Here is a 21424-nt window from a genome sequence, read left to right as displayed (position 1 = left end):
CCACCGGTGCGACTACAGGTCGCGCACCCGTACGTCGCGGAACTCGATCAGGTCGTTCGTGCCGTGGTTCTGCAACCCGACGAACCCGCTGAGGAACTGCCGCAGGTCGGTCGGCGGGTCACCGGCCCGGGACGACGCCTTCCCCGGCGTGTTGTCGAACTCGTTGATCACCACGCCGTTCCGGATGATCGTGTAGTGCTGGCCGACCACCCGGACCTCGTAGTCGTTCCAGGTCCCCTTCGGGGTCGCTCCGGCCTTGTCGAGCCCCTGCGGATCGAAGTTGTAGATCGACCCGGTCTTCTGCGGCTCGCCGGTGGGCCCGTCGTAGATCTGGATCTCGTGACCGCAGTAGATCGCCACCCACGCCTGGGACGACCGGGCCGAGCCGACCGTGCCGCAGCTGCCGGCCGGCCGCTGGTCCAGCGGGGTCCGCGGGTCCGGGAACCGGGCGAAGACCCCGCTGTTGGCGTACGTGGTGCCCGCGGAGACGTCCCGGAACTTCAGCCGCAGCGAGAAGTCCGCGAACTCGTCCTTGGCGTACCAGAGCATCCCCAGCCCGCCGGAGCTGCGGATGGTGCCGTCCGCCTGCAACGTGAACGACCCGCCGGGCGCCTGCCGCCAGTCGGCCAGCGAGCCGGCGGTGCCGTCGAAGAGCGGCCGGTAGCCGGCCACCTTGCCGATCGGCGACTGGGCGGCGCCGGTGTTCAGCTTCTGCGCCTCCCGGTTGTCCAGCACGCCGTCGGCGCGCAGGTCGTTGACCACGTCGGCGACGTGGCTGACGAACTGGCCGTGGTTGGTCCAGCTCCGCTCGTCGTCGATCAGGTCGTTGACGGTGCAGCCGCCGCCGGCCTGGTGGTTGGTCACGCCGGTGTCGGTGTCGAGCATCCGCACGGTCGCGCGGGTGTCCGGCGCGGCGCAGCCGGCGGTGACGGTGATCTTCGCGGTGGAGACCTGGCCGTCGGCGTACGTCACCTTCAACGTGACCTGGTAGGTGCCGTAGTCGGCGTAGGTGTGCGTGGGGTTCGCCTCGTGCGACGGCGCGCTGCCGTCACCGAAGTTCCACTCCCACGCCACGCCGCCGGCCCGGGCCGCCGAGAACGCCACGGTCCTCGGCTGGCTCGGCGTGACGGCCCGCCAGGACGCGTCGCTCGCCCGCGGCGTCGCCTCGCCGCCGGTGTAGGCGATCCGGATCAGCTTCTGGTTGCTGTGCAGGCTGAAGAAGCCGCCGGCGTAGTCCAGCAGGTACAGCGCGCCGTCCGGGCCGAACTTGGCATCCATCCAGGACTGGAGCTGGGTGCCGCCGGAGCCGCCGCGGATGATCTGGCGCAGGTCCTCGGCGAACGCGGGCGCGCCGTGCTCGTCGACCGTGGCCGGGTCGACGGTGACCGCCACCCGGTTGTTGGCGTTGGACTGGTCGCCGATGAACCACTTGTTGTCCCAGTACGCCGGCCAGGCCACCCCGCTGTTGGTGTCGACCTTCTCCCGCTGGTAGGTCGGCCCGTCCATGATGGCCTGCCCGCCGCCCTTGAGGTACGGCTGGGTGAAGGTCTCCTGCCCGACCTGGTACGTGGGCAGCCCACTGCCGTCGGTCCGCTTCGGGTAGACCGGGCCGCCGCCCTGCGGCGAGTACCAGATCATGTTGTCCCGGGCCGGCGGGATGTTCACCAGGCCGGTGTTGCGCGGCGAGGTGTTCTTCAGGTTGTCGCAGTCGTACCAGCCGGTCAGCACGGTCGCGTCGGTGTTGCTGCGGTCCCGGTACGGCTGCCGGTTGCCCATGCAGTAGGGCCAGCCCTGGTTGCCCGCCGAGGTGATGATGGTGGCCGTCTCGTACTTGGCCGGGCCGAGGTTCGGGTCCGGGGCGCCGGCGTCCGGGCCGACCCAGGCCGCGGTCAGCCAGTCGTTGACCGGGTCCCAGGCGATCCGGGCGATGTTGCGCACGCCCATCACGTAGATCTCCGGGCGGGTCTTGCCGCCGCCCTCCTCGGTGCCGGTGAACAGGTTGCCGGCCGGCACGGTGTAGGTGCCGTCCGCCTCCGGGTGGATGCGCAGGATCTTGCCGTTGAGGTCGTTGGTGTTGCCGGAGGTACGCCGGGCGTCCTGGAACGAGGTGCCCTTGTACTCCTGCGTCCAGTTGTTGCCGGAGTAGCCGTTGGAGCCGCCGGAGGAGTTGCTGTCCCCGGTGCCGATGTAGAGGTTGCCGCTCTCGTCGAAGGTCATCCCGCCGCCGGCGTGGCAGCAGCTGTGGATTTGGGTGTCCCAGTGCAGCAGGTCCTTGCGGGTGCCCTGGTCGATGGCCTGCTTCCCGGCGTCGTAGGTGAACCGGGACACGGTCCGCTGGCCGATCCGCCGGTCCCGGTCGATGGACTCGTGCGGCATCCAGTAGACGTACACCCACCCGTTCTGCGCGAACTTCGGGTCGAGGGTGATGCCGACCAGGCCCTCCTCGTTCTTCACCAGCTCGCTGCCGCTGCCCCGGTTGCCCATCACGGCGAGCGTGGTGAGCAGCTTGACCTGCTTCGTCGCCGGGTCCCAGCGGTGGATGGTGCCGCAGCCGAGACCGACCTTCGGGTCGTCCCAGCTCACCACCGGACCGCTCGGGCAGGCCGCCTTGCCGATGTAGAACACCCCGCCGTCGGGGGCGATGGTCAGGCCGTGCGGCTCGCCGATCTGGTCGAGCTGGCCGGGCTGGTTGGTGGCGGTGAGCCGGTCGACGCGGTAGTTCGCGGCGACGGTGGCCTGGCAGTCACCGCGGACCAGGCCGGCCGACCACCGGATGGCGCCGGCCAGATGGCCCTGGAACTGCTTGTCGCTGGTCCAGCTCGCCTCGGTGCGGCCCATCCCGGTGTAGAAGGAGCGGCCGCCGTCGTAGTCCTGGCACCAGGAGACCGGGTGGAAGGCGCCGTTGCCGCTGAGGCCGGCGTTGTAGGTGCCCTCCTCGACCTGCGCCACGGTGTGCACCCGGCCGATCGGGCTCGGGTCCCAGTTGATCCACTGGTCGGCGCGGGTCCAGGTCAGCGGCAGGCCCTTGTTGGCCGGGTGCTGCCGGTCGGTGAGGTCGACCTTGGCCTGCTGCACGGTGGTGTCCGGCGGCGGTCCGGCGTCCGGGCCGATCAGCCACAGCTCGGCGAGCTGGATCAGCGGCTCCCCGCTGTTCGCCGTGACGTTGAGCCGGTAGTGCTGGTAGGCCGTGGTGTTGGTGAAGCTGAACTGCCGGGTCTGGAACCGCTGCGGGAAGGTCTCGTTGCTGCGGGTGTCCAGGTCGGTCCAGGTGGTGCCGTCCTGGGAGCCCTGGAGGGTCCAGTTCTTCGGGTCCCGGCCGGGGAAGTCGTTGGCCGAGGTGAGCGCGTAGCGGCTGACCACCACCGGCTTGGCCAGCTTCGCCGCCAGCCACCCGGTCGGCGCGAAGGCCAGCCACTTGGTGCCGGTCGAGCCGTCGATCGCCTTCGCGGCGGTCTCGTTCGGCGGGTTCTCCGCGCTCGCCGTGGCCGACACCGGCTTCTCCGCGTTCGGCAGGCCGGCGGCCGGCCGGGTGCCGATCAGGCCGGTGAACCAGGACGAGTCCGGCTGGGCGCGGGCGGCGTCGTGCACGCCGACGAACCCGCCGCCGTTCTTCACGTACGCCTGGAAGGCCGCTTCCTGCGTGTCGGTGAGGGTGACGCCGTTGGCGGAGAGGAACACCACCGCCCGGTAGCGGGCCAGGTTCCCGAAGCTGAACACCGCCGGGTCGGCGGAGTCGTCCACGGTGAAGCCGTGCTGCTCGCCCAGCTCGCGGATGGTGGCGGTGGCCTTGGCGACCGGGTCGTCCTGCTTGTCGACCGGGCCGTGGAAGACCAGCACCTTTACCGCCGCCGCGGCCTCGGCGGCCGCCGCGGGGGTCGCGGTGAAGGTCTGGCCCGGCAGGGCGAGCCCGCCGAGCGCCAGGGCGGCGCTCGACGCCAGGGCGCCGATCCGGCGGCGGGCGCCGGGGCGGCGCGGTGCTCTCGGCGGGGTCGGTGTGGTGGTGGATCCCGTCGGGCCGGCGTCGGGGCCGACCCAGCGGGAGAACCGGAAATGGCGTCTGTCGGCCATCTCGACTCCTCCTGGTGTGGGTTTCCGGGTTCGTCGATCGGCCGGTGAGAGTGAGGCGCTCACCGGACGAGGGCGTGGGCGCCCACCGGCGCCACCCGTACGCGGGCGGCCGGTGCGGCGGTGTGGATGGCGGTGCGGCCCGTGGCTGCCGGTCCGCGACCCTGAGGCCCGGCAGCCACCGACCCGTCAGTCGTGCTGGTGGGCGCCGCCGTCGCCGGCGGCCGTGGCGGTGTGCTCGTGGTCCATGCCGGGCGGCATGTTCCCGTTCTCGTCCAGGACGTGCAGCATGGTGGACATCCCGGCGTCGGAGTGGAACTGCATGTGGCAGTGCAGCATCCAGTGGCCCGGCCCGACGGAGTCGCCGGCGACCACCTGGGCGCCGAACGAGTCACCGGGGCCGAGCGTCTTGTTGTCGATGATCGGCACCTGGTCGGCGAACGGCTGGCCGTTGTGCACCAGGCCGGTGCGGGTGTCCGCCCAGGAGTGCCCGTGCAGGTGGAAGGTGTGCATGTCGTTGCCGATGCCGACCACCACGAACTCGACCCGCTCCCCCTTGCGGGCGACCAGGCAGGTCGGGCCCGGCTGCGGGTTCGTCTCGGTGCAGGTGTCGGTGGCCTCGCCCCGACGCAGGTTGATGCTCTGCCGGTCGCCGAAGACCACCGTGTAGGTGCGGTCCGGCTTCGGGTCGCCGGCGCGCCGGACCACCAGGCCGCCGAAGAGGCCGGCGGACAGGCCCTGGGTGCCGTGCGGCCCGCCGACCACGTGGTCGTGGTACCACCAGTAGCCGGCGGTGCCCGGCGCCCCGGTCCTGTTGTTGCGGGGCTGCGCGTACCAGGTGTAGGTGCGCGAGCCGCCGGACGGGACGTACGAGCCGCTCTGCACGGTGCCGTCGGAGGTCTGCGTGTACTTGACCCCGTGCACGTGCAGCGAGACGCCGAGCGGGTGGTCCGGGTTGGTGCGCAGGGCGGCCAGGGTGGCCTCGGGCACCTGGTTGTGCAGGGTGATGGCGAGGCACTCGCCCTCGGTCATCTCCATGAGCGGCCCCGGGTAGGAGGCCGTCTCCGGGGTGAGGCCGTAGCCGAGCCGGATCTGGGTCCCGTCCTTGGGCAGCTCCACCGCGTACAGCTGGACCGTCCGGTCGGGCTTGACGCAGCCGTCGGGCCGCTCGGCGAACATCCCGGTCCGGGCGGCGGCGAACCCGCCGGCGCCGACCAGGGTGAGCAGCACGACCGCCGCGACGACCAGGAACCGCCGGCCGCCGGTCCGGGGACGGTCGGCCCGGGGCTGCCGGGGCTCCCCCCCGTTCTCGACCAGCCGCCAGGCGCTCACCGGGTCCCCCGCAGCTCGATCATGCGCTGGTAGCTGCGCTCGGCCGCGCCCAGCGAGCCGGGCGGGTTCGGCTGGGCGCCCGGCGCGGAGTCCTGCTCCCAGAGGAACTCGAACCGGCCCCGGCCGGTCAGCTCGCCGAAGAACTCGGCGAACGGGATCACGCCCGCGCCGAACTCCACGTCGGCGTAGGAGTTGCCCTGCTGCGGGTCGGGCAGTGGCACGCCGTCCTTCACGTGGAACAGCGGGAAGCGGTGCGGGTGGGCGTTCACGTAGTCCACCGGCCGGAAGCCCGGGTACTTCCGCGCCCCGCCGTACGCCCACAGGATGTCCAGCTCCAGGAACACGTACCGGTCGTCGGTGAGTTCCAGGAAGAGGTCGTAGAGCCGCACGTCGGGGCGGTCCACCGCGAAGCTGAACTCGATGGTGTGGTTGTGCTGGTAGAGCTTGAGGCCCCGGGCGGCGGCCGCCGCCCCCCAGGTGTTGAACTCGTCGGCGGCCCGCTGGTAGCCGGCGATGGTCCGGTCGCCGGTGGGTGCCTGGGCCGTGCCGATCGCCGGCATGCCCAGGATCTCGGCGACCTCCAGCTCCCACTCCAGGTTGGTGCGGAAGTCGTTCAGCCCGCGGTGGCTGCCCGCCGCCGTCAGGCCGTTGTCGTCGAGCAGCCGGCGGATCTGCTCCGGGGTGATGGCGCCGACGGCCCCCTGGGTGTAGCCGGCGAACTCCACCTCCCGGTAGCCGATCCGGGACAGCTCCTCGAACACGGCGGCGAAGCCGACCTGGGCGATCTTGTCGCGCACGCTGTAGAGCTGGATGCCCAGGTGTCCCTGGGGGATGAGCCGGCCGGCGGCGTCGTCGGCGGCCCCGGCCGGCAGCGCGCCGGCCAGGCTCGCCGCGCTGACCGCGACCGTGGAGCCGACCAGACCCCGCAGCAGGGCGCGGCGGTCGATCCTGTTCCTTGCCATGGTGGTGGTGTCCCTTCGCTCGCTCAGCAGCAGGTGTTCGCGGCGCCGCCCGGACAGCAGGCGGTCAGCGGGGCGACCCGCACGTTCCGGAAGCTGACGACGTCGCCGGTGCCGTGGTTCTGGAGGCCGAGGTAGCCGGTGGCGTGCTGCCGGCCGGCGGTCCCCGGGTCGTCCGCCCGCGGCGGGTCGAAGACCGCGCCCGGCGCGTTGACGTACTCGTTGATCAGCTCGCCGTTGCGGAACACGGAGTAGTGCTGGCCGACCACGCGGATCTCGTAGTCGTTCCAGGTGCCCTTCGGGGTCACCCCGGCGCCGGCCAGGTCGACCCGGTCGAAGCCGTACACCGATCCGCTCTTGTAGCGGTCACCGTCGGGCCGGTCGAGGATCTGGAGTTCGTGGCCGTACTTGATGGCGACCCACTCCGGCCGGGACTCGGCCGGATGGTTCCGGACGTCCGGGAAGCGGACGAAGACGCCGCTGTTGGCCCGCCCCTCCCCCGGCGCGTCGTCGCGCCACTGGAGCTTGAGCGAGAAGTCCCCGTACGCGCTGACCGGGTACCAGAGCATGCCCAGCCCGGGCACCGGCCGGCTGGTGATCGAGCCGTCGGCGTTGCGGGCGAACCCGCCGGCGCCGACCTGCTGCCAGCGGCCGAACGACGCGGCGGAGGAGTCGAGGATCGGCTGGTAGCCGTCCTTGCCCGCCGGCTTGCCGACGCCGGAGCGGGCGGCCGCGCTGACCAGGCGGCCGTGCTCGTTGTGGCTGATGACGCCGAGGTGGTGCAGGTGCTCGGCGATCGCCGTGACGGAGGAGACGAACTCGCCGTGGTTCGGCCAGCTCCGCTCGTCGTCGATGACGGCGTTGATGGTGCAGTCGCCCTCGACCACCCGGTTGGGTACGCCGCTGTCGACGGTGCCGAGCCAGACGGTGGGCCGGGTGTCCTTGACGCACTCGGGCTGCGGCCCGCTGGCGACCACCGTGAAGCTGACCGAGGCGGTGCCGGAGGTGTTGCCGGCCCGGTCGGTGGCCCGGTAGCTCACCGTGTGCGCTCCGGCCCGGTCGACGGTGACCGGCGCCGTGTAGCGGGCGTACGGCTGGCCGTCGAGGGAGTACTCGACCCGGTCGACGCCGGATCCGCTGTCGCTCGCGGTCAGGGTGACCGTGCCGGCGCCCAGGTAGTTGCCGTTGGTGTCCTTCGGCCCGGTCACGGCGGCGGTGACGGTGGGCGGGGTGGTGTCGGTCGGGGTCGGTTCGACCACGGTGAACGACACCTGCTGTGCCGGCGAGGTGTTGCCCGCCTTGTCCGTGGCCCGGTAGCTCACCGCGTGCTGCCCCGGCTGGTTCACCGTCACCGGTGCGGCGTAGGTGGCGTAGGCGCCCCCGTCGAGGGCGTACTCGACCTTCGCCACGCCGGACTCGGCGTCGGTGGCCGAGAGGGTGACGGTGGCGCTGCCCACGTACGCCCCGTCGGGGTTCCGCTGCCCGGTCACCGCGGCGGTCACGGTCGGCGGCGTGGTGTCCGCCGGGGTCGGCTCGACCACGGTGAACGACACCTGCTGCGGCGACGAGGTGTTGCCCGCCCTGTCGGTGGCCCGGTAGCTCACCGTGTGCTGCCCCGGCTGGGTCACCGCCACCGGGGTGGTGTAGCCGGCGAAGGGCTGCCCGTCGAGCGAGAACTCCACCCGGTCGACGCCGGAGCCGGCGTCGGTGGCGGTCAGGGCCACCGTCGCGCCGCCCACGTACGCCCCGTTCGGGTCCTTCTCCCCGGTCACCGCGGCGGTCACGGTCGGCGGCGTGGTGTCCGCCGGGGTCGGCTCGACCACGGTGAACGACACCTGCTGCGCCGGCGACGTGTTGCCGGCCTTGTCGGTGGCCCGGTAGCTCACCGTGTGCTGCCCCGGCTGGTTCACCGTCACCGGCGCCGCGTATGTGCCGTACGCGCCGCCGTCCAGGGCGTACTCGACCCGGTCGACCCCCGACTCGGTGTCCACGGCCGTCAGGGTGACGGTGGCGCTGCCCAGGTACGCCCCCGCGGTGTCCCGCTGCCCGGTCACCGCCGCGGTCACGGTCGGCGCGGTGGTGTCCGTCGGTGGCGGTTCGACCACGGTGAACGACACCTGCTGCGGCGACGAGGTGTTGCCCGCCTTGTCGGTGGCCCGGTAGCTCAGCGTGTGCTGCCCCGGCTGGTTCACCGTCACCGGCGCCGCGTACGTGCCGTACGCGCCGCCGTCCAGGGCGTACTCGACCCGGTCGACGCCGGAGCCGGTGTCGGCGGCGGTGAGGGTGACCGTCGCGCCGCCCACGTACGCGCCGTTGGGGTCCTTGTCCCCGGTCACCGCCGCGGTGACCGTCGGGGCCGTGGTGTCCGAGCCGCCGTCGTCGACGACCAGCAGGCCGGTCATGCCGCCGTGGCCCGGGATGGCGCAGAAGTAGCGGTAGGTGCCCGGGGAGAGCACCACGTCGACCGTCCAACGCCCCCCGTTGGCGTCCGTCGGATCGGCCAGGATGTTCACGTCGACGTCGCTGTTGTACCGGGGGTCGGAGGTCTCGAAGGTCAGGGTGTGCTGCATGCCGGTGGTGTTGCCGGTGGCCGCGCTGTTCTCGAAGACGAGGGTGGTCGGTCCGGCGACCGCCGTGGTGGGGGCCGACCGGTAGGCGAGGAAGTTGTCCCCCGCCGTCCAGGTGAGCACCTGGGCCTGCAACGGGGCCGCGGCGGCGGCCGGCGCGGGGCGTTCCGGGTCGGTCGGCCGCGCGCTGGCCGGGGACGAGGTGAGCCCGGTGGTCAGCAGCAGCGCCACCGTGGCGAGGGCGGCCACCGGTCTCCGGAGCCGGCCGGCGGAGCGCCGGTTCCGCGCTGGATGTGCGTTCATGGGTTCCTCTTTCACGGTGCGGGAGCAGCGTGCGTCGGTGGGTCGATCGGCGGAGCTGACGTGCCGGCGTGGTCCGCGCGACCCCTCCCCTGGCCGCACGGGATCCCCGGCCGTGGCCGCGGGCCACGGTCGTCCGATGTGGATGATGGAGCGCCACCGGGCCGACGACGGTCGTCGCGCACGGCGGTGCCGCGGAGCTGATGGGGTTGGTCGGTACGGACATCGGTCGGCCGGTGAGGCGCGGCCGCCGTGGTGGCGTCGACCCGGGGTGGCCATGGCTGGCCGGTCGTGGTCCGCGGACGTGTTGCGCCGCCCGGAGGGCCCACCGCCGAGGGCTACCGTGCCGGTAGTTCACCTCGACGAAACATATTGACAGGAACCGACCCTACTGACTTCCTCTCAGCCTGTCCATAGCTTTCGTCTGTCCATTGGCTACTTTTCTACGGCGCAGACGAAAGTGGTCGGCAGATTCCTACCGGCGCCCCCGCCCGCCGGACCGGAGGGTGCCGGACCGCCAACATCTCGACGAGAGTCAATGTGCGCCATGAGCACGGAGCGGCAAGCCACGCAGATCGGGCGGGGCGCCGTCCACTGCGGCGAACATTCGGCCTGATCAGGACCTATTGAAGATCATGGCTTCCTGAATTCGCGGCGACGGCGGGGTGACCGCGGGGCGTCGGTTGCCCGGGTCACCCATTGATCCCGGCCCTGGCCCGTGTGATCGTGCCCCCAGCGAATCGCCCACCCCGGCGGCTCGCCGACGGTCGATCTGTCGAACCGGGGCCACGCCGGCAGCCTCGGAGATCGGCCGTCATCCCGCCTCGCCACACCCGCGCCGCCCGTCCCCACCGGGCTCCGTGCGGCGCGCCTAGGAACAGGAGCGAACCCCCTTGAAGCTCTCACCTCGCCTCGTCGCGCTCTCCGGCGCGGCGGCGGCCGGTCTGATCGCCGCCGGCACCGCCGCGGCCGTGCAGGCCGCGCCGCCCGGTCCCGCCTACCTGCACGCCAGCGCGGACGACGCGTTCGTGCAGAAGCCGGTCATCTCCTCCGAGGGCACCCAGTACGTGCCCTACGAGCGCACCTACAAGGGCCTGCCCGTGGTCGGCGGTGACTTCGTGCTGGCCACCGACCCGGCCGGCAACCTGAAGTACGCCTCGGTCGCGCAGCAGCGGGCCATCGGCAGCCTCGCCACCACGCCGAAGCTGACCTCGGCCGTCGCGGCGAAGACCGCGCGCGCCCAGCTCAAGACGGTCAGCACCGTCGAGGGCACCACCCTGGTCGTCTACACCCTCGGCGCCGAGCCGGCGCTGGCCTGGGAGACCACGGTGCGCGGCACCGACGCCGAGGGCCCGAGCCGGCTCACCGTCGACGTCGACGCCCGCACCGGCGCGGTGCTGCGCAAGCAGGAGCGCATCGTGCACGGCACCGGCACCGGGGCGTGGAACGGCCCCAGCCCGCTGACCCTGAACACCACGCAGTCCGGCGGCACGTACTCCATGAAGGACCCGACCGTCACCAACCTGAGCTGCCAGGACGCCGCCACCAACACGACGTTCAGCGGCTCCGACGACGTCTGGGGCAACGGCACCGCCACCAACAAGGAGACCGGCTGCGTCGACGCGCTGTTCGCGGCGCAGACCGAGCACAAGATGCTGGCCCAGTGGCTGGGCCGCAACGGCGCCGACGGCAACGGCGGCTACTGGCCGATCCGGGTGGGCCTGAACGACCAGAACGCCTACTACGACGGCACCCAGGTCCAGATCGGCAAGAACACCTCGGGCCAGTGGATCAGCTCGCTCGACGTGGTGGCCCACGAGATCGGCCACGGCATCGACGACCACACCCCGGGCGGCATCTCCGGCGCCGGCACCCAGGAGTTCGTCGCCGACACCTTCGGCGCGGCCACCGAGTGGTTCGCCAACGAGCCCTCGACCTACGACGCCCCCGACTTCCTGGTCGGCGAGAAGGTCAACCTGGTCGGCAACGGCCCGATCCGCAACATGTACAACCCGTCGGCGCTGGGCGACCCGAACTGCTACTCCAGCAGCATCCCGGGCACCGAGGTGCACGCCGCGGCCGGCCCGGGCAACCACTGGTTCTACCTGCTGGCCAACGGCAGCAGCCCGACCAACGGCCAGCCGGCCAGCTCCACCTGCAACGGCAGCAGCGTGACCGGCCTGGGCATCCAGAAGGCCATGAAGATCATGTACAACGCGATGCTGCTGAAGACCTCGTCCTCGTCGTACCTGAAGTACCGGGTCTGGACGCTGCAGGCGGCGAAGAACCTCTACCCGACCAGCTGCACCGAGTTCAACACGGTCAAGGCCGCCTGGACCGCGGTCAGCGTGCCGGCGCAGACCGGTGAGCCGACCTGCACGGGCACGCCGACGCCGACGCCGACCACCACGACCACCCCGCCGTCGGGCAGCTGCACCGGCAACAAGCTGGCCAACCCCGGCTTCGAGTCCGGCAACGTGAGCTGGAGCGCCAGCTCCGGCGTCATCACCAACGACACCGCCCAGGCGGCGCACGGCGGCTCCTACAAGGCGTGGCTCGACGGCTACGGCTCGACGCACACCGACACCCTCACCCAGTCGGTGACCATTCCGGCCGGCTGCCGGGCGACGCTGAGCTTCTGGCTGCACATCGACAGCGCGGAGTCGACCACCACCACGGCGTACGACAAGCTGACCGTGAAGGCGGGCAGCACCACCCTGGCCACCTACTCCAACCTCAACAAGGCCACCGGCTACGTGCAGCGGTCCTTCGACATCTCGTCGCTGGCCGGCACCACCGCCACCATCTCGTTCAGCGGCGTGGAGGACAGCTCCCTGCAGACCTCCTTCGTCGTCGACGACACCGCGGTCACCCTGAGCTGACCACACCGGAGCGGCCGGTCGTCGTCCTCCCGACGGCCGGCCGCTCCGTCGTCTCCGCCGGGGCTCGGAGCGGGTCCGGGAGCGCGGTCCGGGGCGGCGGTCAGGCCGGGCGGGCCGCGCCGGAGCCGGCGCCGTCGCGGCGGATCCGGGCCGCGACGCCCTCCATGGCCCGGCCGAACCGCTCCATGTCCCGCGCGGACTGCTCGGGCAGGCCGCCGAGCCGCGCGGCGAGCGCGTCCACGTCGGCCTGGGCCGAGGCGCTGACCCGGGCGTCCAGCTCGGTGAGGGCGGCGTTCACGGCCGCCACCAGGTGCCCGCAGACGGCCTCCATGGACTCCTGGGCCAGCTCGGGGTCGACGGTGACGGACTCCAGCCGGCCACCCTGGACGGCGACGGCACGGATCCGGCCGCCGGCCGCGGCGCCCTCGGCCCGGAGCAACTCGGCCGGCGCGCCGTCGGCGTGCTCGGCGGCCCGGGACCGCATCGCGGACAGCGCCTGTTGGGTCCTGGTCAGCAGCTCGTCGAGGCTCGCGGCCGCGGAGAACGGGTCGTTGGTCATATCCGCGCTTTCTTCACGTCTTTCCGAGCACCGTGACGATAGCAACCGGCCCCGACGGAACCGAACGCCCGGCCGGGGACCCGGCCGGGCGTTCGGGTGCGGTGGATCCGGCCCGCACAGGACCGGATCCGGGGGCTCAGCGCAGGCGCAGCCGCTGGCCCGGGAAGATCAGTCCCGGGTCGTCGCCGACCACGCCCTTGTTGCGCTCGTAGAGGGCGTGCCAACCGCCGGCGACGTTCTTCGCGTCGGCGATCCCGGAGAGGGTGTCCCCGGGCCGGACCAGGTAGCTGCCGGCACCGCCGGTGCTCGGCGCGGTGCGCCGCTCGCTGCGGGTGGCGGACGGCCGGTCGCCGTGCGACGACCGCTTCGAGGTGGCCTTCTTCTTGGACTTCGTCGAGCCCGAGTCCCTGCTGGCGTACTTCTTGGTGGAGCCGCCCTTCTTGCCGCAGACCGGCCAGGCACCGATGCCCTGCCCGTCGAGGACCTTCTCGGCGATGGCGATCTGCTCGCCGCGGCTGGCCAGGTCGGCCCGGCTGGCGTACTTCTGGCCGCCGTAGCCGTTCCAGGTGCTCCGGGAGAACTGCAGCCCGCCGTAGTAGCCGTTGCCGGTGTTGATGTGCCAGTTGCCGCCGGACTCGCACTGCGCGATGGCGTCCCAGTTCACGCCGGCGGCGCTGGCCGGGGCGGCGGGGCCGAGGAGGGCGGCGGCGCCGGTGGCGGCGCCGACGACGAGCGCCCCGACGGCGGTGCGCCGCCGCGCGGCCCGTCGGTGACGGGCGACGTGTTCACTTGCCATGTGGATTTCCTCCACGCCGACGAGGTGAGCTGTCGGGTTCGGGCCGAGGAGCCCGGCCGCCGGAGGCGGCTTCACCCCGAGGTGTCGTGCACCGAGGAACGTGTGGGTCCCCCGCTCCCGCCCGAGGTCCAGGTACCACCAGGCCGGCGGCGGGATTAGGCGTTGCCGGCCCGTGGTGTCCGCGATCGCGAACGGATACGACGTTAGGAACGGTTTCGACCGGTCGCCCACCTCTTGTGAAGTTCTTCACCCGGCCGGGCGAAGGGGACGCCGTCCGAGTTGCGCACCGTCCGAAAGTGCCTTATGAGTGGCGGCTCAGTACGTGAGGCCGTAACCCTGCGGGAAGAGCGGGACCTGCCCGTCGCCGGCGTTGATCGGCTGCTGGCTGGCCGAGTTCATCCAGGTCATCGGCAGTTTGCCGGTCGGCGCGTACCCGCCGAAGAGGACATCGGCCACGCCGCCGCCCTCGGTGCCGGGAAGCCAGGCGGCCAGCAGCGCGTCCCACCTCGGCAGTTCGGCCGAGACGTCCATGGGCCGGCCGGAGACCAGCACCACGATCACCGGCACGCCCGCGTTCCGCAGCGTCGCGATGGTCCGCAGGTCGTCCCGGTCCAGGCTCATGCTGCCGGTCCGGTCGCCCTGGCCCTCGGCGTACGGTGTCTCGCCGACCACGGCGATCGCGGCCCGGTAGGTGCCGTCGACGCCGGTGCCGCGCTGGTTGTAGGTGACCGTCGTGGTCGGACCCACCGCGGCACGGATGCCCTGCAGGATGGTGGTGCCGGGGGTGACCGCCCCCGACGAGCCCTGCCAGGAGATCGTCCAGCCGCCGCTGGCGTTGCCGATGTTGTCGGCGCTCTTGCCGGCCACGAAGATCTTGTTGTTGTCCCGGGCCAACGGCAGGACGCCGCCGGTGTTCTTCAGCAGCACCTGCGACTGGCGGACGGCCTGCCGGGCCAGGGCCCGGTGCGCGGCGCCGCCGACCGTCGGGGTCCAGCTCCGGTCGGTGTACGGCCGCTCGAAGAGGCCCAGCTCGAACTTCTTGGTGAGGATGCGCCGGTTGGCGTCGTCGATCCGGCTCATCGGCACGTGCCCGTTCTGCACCTCGGCCCGCAGGGTGCTGAGGAAGGTCTTCCAGGCCGTGGGCACCATCACCATGTCGATGCCGGCGTTGATGGCCGTGCTGACCTCGGCCGCCGTGAAGCCGGCGGCGCCGTCGATCTGGTCGATGCCGTTCCAGTCGGAGACGACGAACCCGGAGAAGCCCAGCTCTCCCTTGAGGACGTTGGTGATCAGGTACTGGTGGCCGTGCAGCTTCACGCCGTTCCAGCTGCTGTAGGAGATCATCACCGAGCCGACCCCGCGCTGCACGGCCGCCTGGAACGGCGGCAGGTGGACGGCCCGCAGCTCGGCCTCGCTGAGCTGCGTGTTTCCCTGGTCGTCGCCGCCGGTGGTGCCGCCGTCGCCGACGTAGTGCTTGGCGGTGGCGAGCACCGAGGTGGGTCCGCCGAGGGTGCCGCCCTGCAGGCCGGTGATCAGCGTGGACAGGTTCGACGGCAGGTCCGGGGTTTCGCCGAATGACTCGTAGGTGCGGCCCCACCGGTCGTTGCGGGCCACGCAGAGGCAGGGGGCGAAGTTCCAGTCCACGCCGGTGCCGGTGATCTCCTCGGCGACGGCCTGGCCGATCTGCTGCACCAGGGCCGGGTCGCGGGTCGCGCCGAGGCCGATGTTGTGCGGGAAGATGGTCGCCCCGTACACGTTGTTGTGCCCGTGGACGGCGTCGACGCCGTAGATCATCGGGATGCCGAGCGGGGTGGCGAGGGCGGCGCGCTGGAAGCCGTCGTACATGTCGGCCCAGGACGCGGCGGTGTTCGGCGTGGGCGCGGAGCCGCCGCCGGAGAGGACCGACCCGAGCCGGTACGTGGTGAGGTCGCTCGCGGTGACCGAGCCGCGCTCGGCCTGGGTCATCTGGCCGAGCTTCTCGTCCAGGGTCATCCGGGCGAGCAGGTCGGCGACGCGGGTGGCGACGGGCAGCGTCGGGTCCTGGTACGGCAGGCCGGCCGCCGTGGCCGGGGCGGGCACGGCCAGGGCGGTGACCGCGACGAGCAGGAGAGCCAGACCGAGGGGACGGGGGTGGTGGTGACGGTTCACGGGTCGCTCCTTCCGGGAGGAACGCGGAGGCCGTTCACCGGCAGCCTATGCGCGCGGGCATCGACTGTGAACAATCCTCTCCGGTTCCGGAACCGCCCGGCGGGCCGGCGCCGGGCCGGACTACCGTGGGCAGGGTTCGCGCAAGATCGGCAGGAGGCGGCGGGACGGCATGACCGACTACGGACACGAGCTGGCCTTCGGCGGCTTCGTCACGCCCACCGCCGGCCGGTTCGAGCAGGTGGTGGCCCTGGCCAAGCTCTGCGAGCAGGTCAACCTGGACCTGGTCACCTTCCAGGACCACCCCTACCAGCCGGGCTTCCTGGACACCTGGACGCTGATGTCCTACCTGGCCGCGGCGACCAGCCGCATCCGGCTGGCCGGCAACGTGCTGAACCTGCCGCTGCGCCAGCCGGTGGTGCTTGCCCGCAGCGTGGCCAGCCTCGACCTGCTCAGCGGCGGCCGGGTGGAGCTGGGCCTCGGCGCCGGCGCGTTCTGGGAGGCGATCGAGGCGGTCGGCGGGCGGCGGCTCGGCGCCGGGCAGGCGGTGGACGCCCTCGACGAGGCGATCCGGGTGATCCGCGAGGTGTGGGACGCCGAGCGGCGCGGGATGGTCCGGGTCGAGGGCGAGCACTACCGGGTGGTCGGGGCGAAGCGCGGACCGGCGCCGGCGCACCCGGTGGAGATCTGGGTCGGCGCGTACAAGCCCCGGATGCTGCGGCTGGTGGGGCGCGTGGCGGACGGCTGGCTGCCGTCACTGGCGTACCTGCCGAACGGGGCGGCCGAGCTGCCGGCGCTGAACGCGGTGATCGACGAGAGCGCCGAGGCGGCGGGGCGGGACCCCCGGTCGGTGCGGCGGCTGCTGAACGTCAGCGGCCGCTTCGTCCGCTCCTCCGCCGGCTTCCTCGAGGGACCGCCCGAGCAGTGGGTGGAGGAGCTCGCCGGGCTGACCCTGGACCACGGCATCTCCACCTTCGTCCTCGGCGCCGACGACCCGACCGCGATCCAGCTCTTCGCCCAGGAGGTCGCGCCCGCGGTGCGGGAGCTGGTCGGCGCCGAACGCGCCGCGCCCGGCTCCCGGGCCGGCGCCGTCGAGGAGCAGCGCGAGGCCGGCGGCGCCACGGCGCTCGCGGTCACGCCCACCCCCGACCCGGGGGTACGGCTGACCGACCACCGGCTCTGGGACGAGTCCACCCGCCCGGCCGCCCCGCCGGCGCCGGCCGGGCACGTGTACACCCCGCACGCCCAGGCCGTCGGCGCGCACCTCGTCGACGTCCACGACCACCTGCGCCAGGAGCTGGCCCAGGTGCGCGACCTGCTGGAACAGGTCCGGCGGGGGGTGGTCTCCGCGGGCGCCGCCCGGGCCGTGCTCAACCAGCTGACCATGCGGCAGAACAACTGGACGCTCGGTGCGTACTGCGCCGCGTACTGCACGGCGGTGACCCAGCACCACGGCCTGGAGGACAACTCGATCTTCCCGCACCTGCGGCGCGCGGACCCGGGCCTGGCGCCCGTGCTCGACCGGCTGGAGGCGGAGCACGTGGTGATCCACGACGTGGTGGAGGGGGTGGACCGGGCCCTGGTCGACCTGATCCGCAACCCGGGCGACTTCACCGACATCCAGAAGGCGGTGGACGTCCTCACCGACACCCTGCTGTCGCACCTGTCGTGGGAGGAGCAGGTGATCGTGGAGCCGCTCGCCCGGCACGGCTTCTATTCCGGCCAGGTCTGAGGCCGGTTGTTCCCGCTCGCCGGCGCGTCGCGGCGTGAGATAGCTGACTTTGGGTTCCCTAAGTCAGAGGGGGTAGCGTCCTCGGCATGACGGACTTCCTCGCGCAGCGCGACGCCTGGCCCACCGCCACCTGCTCGATCGCCGCGGCGCTCGACACGGTCGGCAACCGGACCACGCTGCTCCTGCTGCGCGAGGCGTCCTTCGGCACCCGCCGCTTCGACGACTTCGCCCGCCGGGCCGGGGTCAGCGAGCCGGTGGCCGCCGCCCGCCTCAAGCAGCTCGTCGCCGACGGGCTGCTGGAGCGGCGGCCCTACCGCCAGCCCGGCCAGCGCACCCGGGACGAGTACCTGCTCACCGCCAAGGGGCGGGACCTGCTGCCGGTGCTCGCCGCCCTGCGCCAGTGGGGCGACGCGTACGCCGTCGACGAGCCGTCGGTCCGGCTGGCCCACCACGACTGCGGCGCCGCGGTGCACGTGGCGCTTCGCTGCGAAGCCGGCCACGACGTGCCCGGCGACGAGGTGGACCTGCTGCCCGGGCCGGGCCTGCGGCAGTCGTGACCTCCCTTCCACACCCTCAGGAGCCAGACATGAAGATCGCTGGACGCACCGCCCTGGTCACCGGGGCGAACCGGGGCTTCGGCCGCCACCTGGCCGCCGAACTGCTGGCCCGGGGCGCCACCGTCCACGCCGGCGCCCGCAACCCGGACACCGTCGACCTGCCGGGTGTCATCCCGGTGCGGCTGGACATCACCGACCCCGCGTCCGTGGCGGCCGCCGCGGAGTTGGCCGGCGACGTCACGCTGCTGGTCAACAACGCCGGCTCGGGCACCGGAGCCGACCTGCTCGACGCCGACCCGGCGAAGGTCCGGCTGGAGATGGAGACCCACTACTTCGGCACCCTGGAGATGGTGCGGGCGTTCGCCCCGCGGATCGCCGCCAACGGCGGCGGCACCGTGCTGAACGTCCTCTCCGCGCTCTCCTGGATCGCCCTGCCGGGCGTCGGGGCCTACAGCGCGGCCAAGTCGGCGGAGTGGGCGATGACCAACGCGCTGCGCGCGCAGCTCGCCGGCCGGGGCGTGCGGGTCGCCGGGCTGCACGTGGGCTACATGGACACCGACATGACCGCCGGCCTGGACGTGCCCAAGTCCGACCCGGCGGAGATCGCCCGGATCGCCGTCGACGGCATCGAGGCCGACCGGTACGAGATCGTCGCCGACGAGACCTCCCGGCGGGTCCTCGCCGGCCTCTCCGGCGGCGTACCGGCCCTCTACCCCGACCTGCCCTGACCTCGGCGGCGGCCGGGGCACAATGAACCCGTGCGACACGGGTACGCCCACGACGCCGTCCTGGCCATGGCGCCGGACGCCGATGATCGCGCGCCCGGCGCGGCCGTCACCGTCGCGCTCACCCGGAACGGCTGATCCGCGGCTGACCGACCGCCGGGACGTGGCGGGAAACCACGTCCCGGCGGGTCGCTCGGCCTACAGGCTCCGGGCGAGCCGGTCGGCGAGGATCCGGGTGAACCGGGCCGGGTCGGCCAGCTCGCCCCCCTCGGCCAGCAACGCCATGCCGTACAGCAGCTCGGCGGTCTCGGTCAGCGCGGTGCTGTCGGCGCCCTGCTCGTGCGCCTTGCGCAGCCCGGTGACGAGGGGGTGGGTCGGGTTGAGCTCCAGGATCCGCTTGACCCGGGGCACCTCCTGCCCCATGGCCCGGTACATCTTCTCCAGCGTCGGCGTCATGTCGTGCGCGTCGCCCACCACGCAGGCCGGTGAGGTGGTCAGCCGGGTGGAGAGCCGGACCTCCTTGACGCTGTCGGTGAGCGCGCCGGTCATCCAGGTCAGGAGGTCGGCGTACTCCTGCCGCTCGGCCTCGGCCCGCTCCTTCTCCTCGTCGGTCTCCAGGTCGACCTGCCCCTTGGCGACCGAGCGCAGCGTCTTCCCGTCGTACGTGCCGACGCGCTCGACCCACACCTCGTCGACCGGGTCGGTGAGGATCAGCACCTCGTAGCCCTTGGCGCGGAACGCCTCCAGGTGCGGCGAGTTCTCGATGGTGGCTCGGTTCTCGCCGGTGGCGTAGTAGATCTCGGTCTGGCCGTCCTTCATCCGCTCGACGTAGTCGCGCAGCGTGGTCAGCTCGGCCGGGTCGTGGGTGCTGGCCGCCCGGACCAGGTCCAGCAGGGCCTCGGTGTTGTCCGGGTCCTCCAGCAGCCCCTCCTTGACCACCGCGCCGAACTCGCCCCAGAAGGTGCGGTACGCCTCGGCGGACAGGTCCTTGAGGGTGGCGAGGACCTTCTTGACCAGGCGACGGCGCACGGCACGGATCTGCCGGTCCTGCTGGAGGATCTCCCGGGAGATGTTCAGCGAGAGGTCGTGCGCGTCCACCACGCCCTTGACGAAGCGCAGGTAGTTGGGCATGAGCGCGTCGCAGTCGTCCATGATGAACACGCGCTTGACGTAGAGCTGCACGCCGCGGCGGCCCTGCGGGGAGAACAGGTCGAGCGGGGCGTGCGAGGGCAGGAAGAGCAGCGCCTCGTACTCGAAGGTGCCCTCGCCGCGCATGTGGATGGTTTCGAGGGGGTCGGCCCAGTCGTGCGCGACGTGCCGGTAGAACTCCTTGTACTCGGCCTCGTCGACCTCGTCCTTCGCACGCGCCCAGAGCGCCTTCATCGAGTTGAGCGTCTGCTCCTCGCGGGTGGTGACGCCGTCCTCACCCGGCTTCTCCACGGTCATCCGGATGGGCCAGGCGATGAAGTCGGAGTAGCGCTTGACGATCTCGCGGATGGTCCACTCGGCCGTGTAGTCGTGCAGGTTGTCCTCGGTGTCGGCCGGCTTGAGGTGCAGGGTGACGGAGGTGCCCTGCGGCGCGCTGTCGACCGCCTCGACCGAGTAGGTGCCCTCGCCGGTGGACTCCCAGCGGGTGCCGCCGGTCTGCCCGGCCCGGCGGGTCAGCAGGGTCACCCGGTCGGCGACCATGAAGGTGGCGTAGAAGCCGACGCCGAACTGACCGATCAGCTCCTGCGAGGCCGCGGCGTCCTTCGACTCGCGCAGCTTGCGCAGCAGTTCGGCGGTGCCGGACTTCGCGATGGTGCCGATCAGCGCGACCACCTCGTCGCGGGACATGCCGATCCCGTTGTCCCGCACGGTCAACGTGCGGGCGTCCTTGTCGACCTCGATCTCGATGTGCAGGTCGGCGGTGTCGACCTGGAGGTCCTTGTCGACAAGCGACTCCAGGCGCAGCTTGTCCAGCGCGTCGGAGGCGTTCGAGATCAGTTCGCGCAGGAAGACGTCCTTGTTCGAATAGATCGAGTGCACCATCAGCTGGAGCAGCTGACGGGCCTCGGCCTGGAACTCCAACGTCTCTACCCGGTCGCTCACACCGACTCCCTTCCACCAGTTCGCGGGGTCTCCCGGCGGAAAGGATACGAGGCGTACGCGCGCGGCCACCGCAGGGTGGCGGATCCGGCTGGTCCAACCAGTTGACGAGTTGATGTGTGCGGGGCCACACTGCTGGCCATGGTCTTCGCCCCCGTGCCCCGCGCCTCGGTCTCCGACCACGTCTTCGGCCAGCTCCGCGACGCGATCGTCAGCGGCCGCTACCGGCCGGAGGAGACGCTGCCCGGCGAGCGGGAGCTGGCCGCCGCGTTCGCGGTGAACCGGCACGCCGTCCGCGAGGCGCTGCGCCGGCTCCAGCAACTGGGCCTGGTCCGGGTCAGCCAGGGCGGCGCCACCCGGGTGCTCGACTGGCGGGTGCACGCCGGGCTGGACCTGGCGCTGTCGCTGGCCCGCTCCGGTGACGTACTCCCGGTCGACAACCTGGTCCGCGACATGCTGGAGATGCGGGCCTGCGTCGGGATCGACGCCGCCCGGCTCTGCGCGGAGCGCGGCGACCCGGAGGTCACCGAAGCGCTCGTCCGGGCCGCCGACGAATACGGCTCGCTCGCCCCCGATCTGGACCGGATGAACGAGGCCAACATCGCGATCTGGTGGCTGATCGTCCGGGGCAGCGGCAACACCGCCTACCTGCTGGCGTTCAACAGCCTGGTGGCCGGCACCTTCGCCGTGGGCGACGTCCCCCCGGACGCCCGCGCC

General features: G+C 72.3%; 13 protein-coding genes and 1 riboswitch. Of the genes, 5 read left to right on the top strand and 8 right to left on the bottom strand.

The genetic code is table 11. The features are described 5' to 3' along the window. Positions 1–12: 12 nt before the first annotated feature. The 4 genes from ACW0Q9_RS11300 to ACW0Q9_RS11285 all read right to left on the bottom strand — a co-directional run bounded on the left by ACW0Q9_RS11300 (position 13) and on the right by ACW0Q9_RS11285 (position 9226). Positions 13–4068 (bottom strand): ThuA domain-containing protein, encoded by a 4056-nt coding sequence (locus ACW0Q9_RS11300; protein WP_456180321.1) that lies wholly within the window; start codon positions 4066–4068, stop codon positions 13–15. A 186-nt stretch (positions 4069–4254) separates the two neighbouring features. Continuing rightward, a complete protein-coding gene (locus tag ACW0Q9_RS11295) occupies positions 4255–5397 on the bottom strand; it encodes a multicopper oxidase domain-containing protein (protein ID WP_456180319.1) in 1143 nt (380 codons plus the stop codon). Then, positions 5394–6359 carry a sugar phosphate isomerase/epimerase family protein gene (locus ACW0Q9_RS11290; RefSeq protein ID WP_456180317.1) on the bottom strand — a complete coding sequence of 322 codons (966 nt, stop codon included), beginning with the start codon at positions 6357–6359 and terminating at the stop codon, positions 5394–5396. The genes ACW0Q9_RS11295 and ACW0Q9_RS11290 overlap by 4 nt, the downstream gene beginning before the upstream one ends. Positions 6360–6382: 23 nt before the next feature. After that, on the bottom strand, positions 6383–9226 hold the full coding sequence (locus tag ACW0Q9_RS11285; RefSeq protein ID WP_456180315.1) for an OmpL47-type beta-barrel domain-containing protein: 2844 nt from the start codon (positions 9224–9226) through the stop codon (positions 6383–6385). Positions 9227–10116: 890 nt separating this feature from the next. On the opposite strand from ACW0Q9_RS11285, the gene ACW0Q9_RS11280 reads away from it, so the two are divergent. Further along, the gene (locus tag ACW0Q9_RS11280) at positions 10117–12105 is read left to right on the top strand and encodes a M4 family metallopeptidase (protein ID WP_456180313.1); all 1989 of its coding nucleotides are present in this window, start codon (positions 10117–10119) and stop codon (positions 12103–12105) included. A 100-nt stretch (positions 12106–12205) separates the two neighbouring features. Here the strand turns inward: ACW0Q9_RS11280 and ACW0Q9_RS11275 are convergent, their stop codons facing one another. The 3 genes from ACW0Q9_RS11275 to ACW0Q9_RS11265 all read right to left on the bottom strand — a co-directional run bounded on the left by ACW0Q9_RS11275 (position 12206) and on the right by ACW0Q9_RS11265 (position 15608). Then, positions 12206–12664, bottom strand: a complete 459-nt coding sequence (locus ACW0Q9_RS11275) for a YbaB/EbfC family nucleoid-associated protein (protein WP_456180311.1) — start codon at positions 12662–12664, stop codon at positions 12206–12208. Between the two features lie 136 nt (positions 12665–12800). Further along, positions 12801–13460 (bottom strand): transglycosylase family protein, encoded by a 660-nt coding sequence (locus tag ACW0Q9_RS11270; protein WP_456180309.1) that lies wholly within the window; start codon positions 13458–13460, stop codon positions 12801–12803. A 5-nt stretch (positions 13461–13465) separates the two neighbouring features. Beyond that, a riboswitch (cyclic di-AMP (ydaO/yuaA leader) is annotated at positions 13466–13622 on the bottom strand. A gap of 153 nt (positions 13623–13775) precedes the next feature. After that, complete coding sequence (locus ACW0Q9_RS11265; protein ID WP_456180307.1) at positions 13776–15608, bottom strand: glycoside hydrolase family 3 protein; 1833 nt, start codon at positions 15606–15608, stop codon at positions 13776–13778. A gap of 169 nt (positions 15609–15777) precedes the next feature. On the opposite strand from ACW0Q9_RS11265, the gene ACW0Q9_RS11260 reads away from it, so the two are divergent. From ACW0Q9_RS11260 to ACW0Q9_RS11250, 3 genes are all read left to right on the top strand, one after another. Then, entirely contained in the window at positions 15778–17337 is a 1560-nt protein-coding gene (locus ACW0Q9_RS11260) for an LLM class flavin-dependent oxidoreductase (RefSeq protein WP_456180305.1), read from the top strand. An 86-nt stretch (positions 17338–17423) separates the two neighbouring features. Then, positions 17424–17894, top strand: coding sequence for a winged helix-turn-helix transcriptional regulator (locus ACW0Q9_RS11255; RefSeq protein WP_456180303.1), 471 nt, complete (start codon positions 17424–17426; stop codon positions 17892–17894). Between the two features lie 29 nt (positions 17895–17923). Then, a complete protein-coding gene (locus ACW0Q9_RS11250) occupies positions 17924–18622 on the top strand; it encodes an SDR family oxidoreductase (RefSeq protein WP_456180301.1) in 699 nt (232 codons plus the stop codon). A gap of 195 nt (positions 18623–18817) precedes the next feature. Here the strand turns inward: ACW0Q9_RS11250 and htpG are convergent, their stop codons facing one another. Further along, on the bottom strand, positions 18818–20710 hold the full coding sequence (htpG, locus tag ACW0Q9_RS11245; RefSeq protein WP_456180299.1) for a molecular chaperone HtpG: 1893 nt from the start codon (positions 20708–20710) through the stop codon (positions 18818–18820). 138 nt (positions 20711–20848) lie between these two features. Here htpG and ACW0Q9_RS11240 point away from each other — a divergent pair. Further along, positions 20849–21424, top strand: a 576-nt coding sequence (locus tag ACW0Q9_RS11240; RefSeq protein WP_456180297.1) for a FadR/GntR family transcriptional regulator, incomplete at its 3' end; no start/stop codon positions are given.

This window comes from Micromonospora sp. I033, from assembly GCF_053890995.1.
Note: the sequence above shows the minus strand (reverse complement) of the source record. Positions and strands in the feature narration are given on the sequence as shown.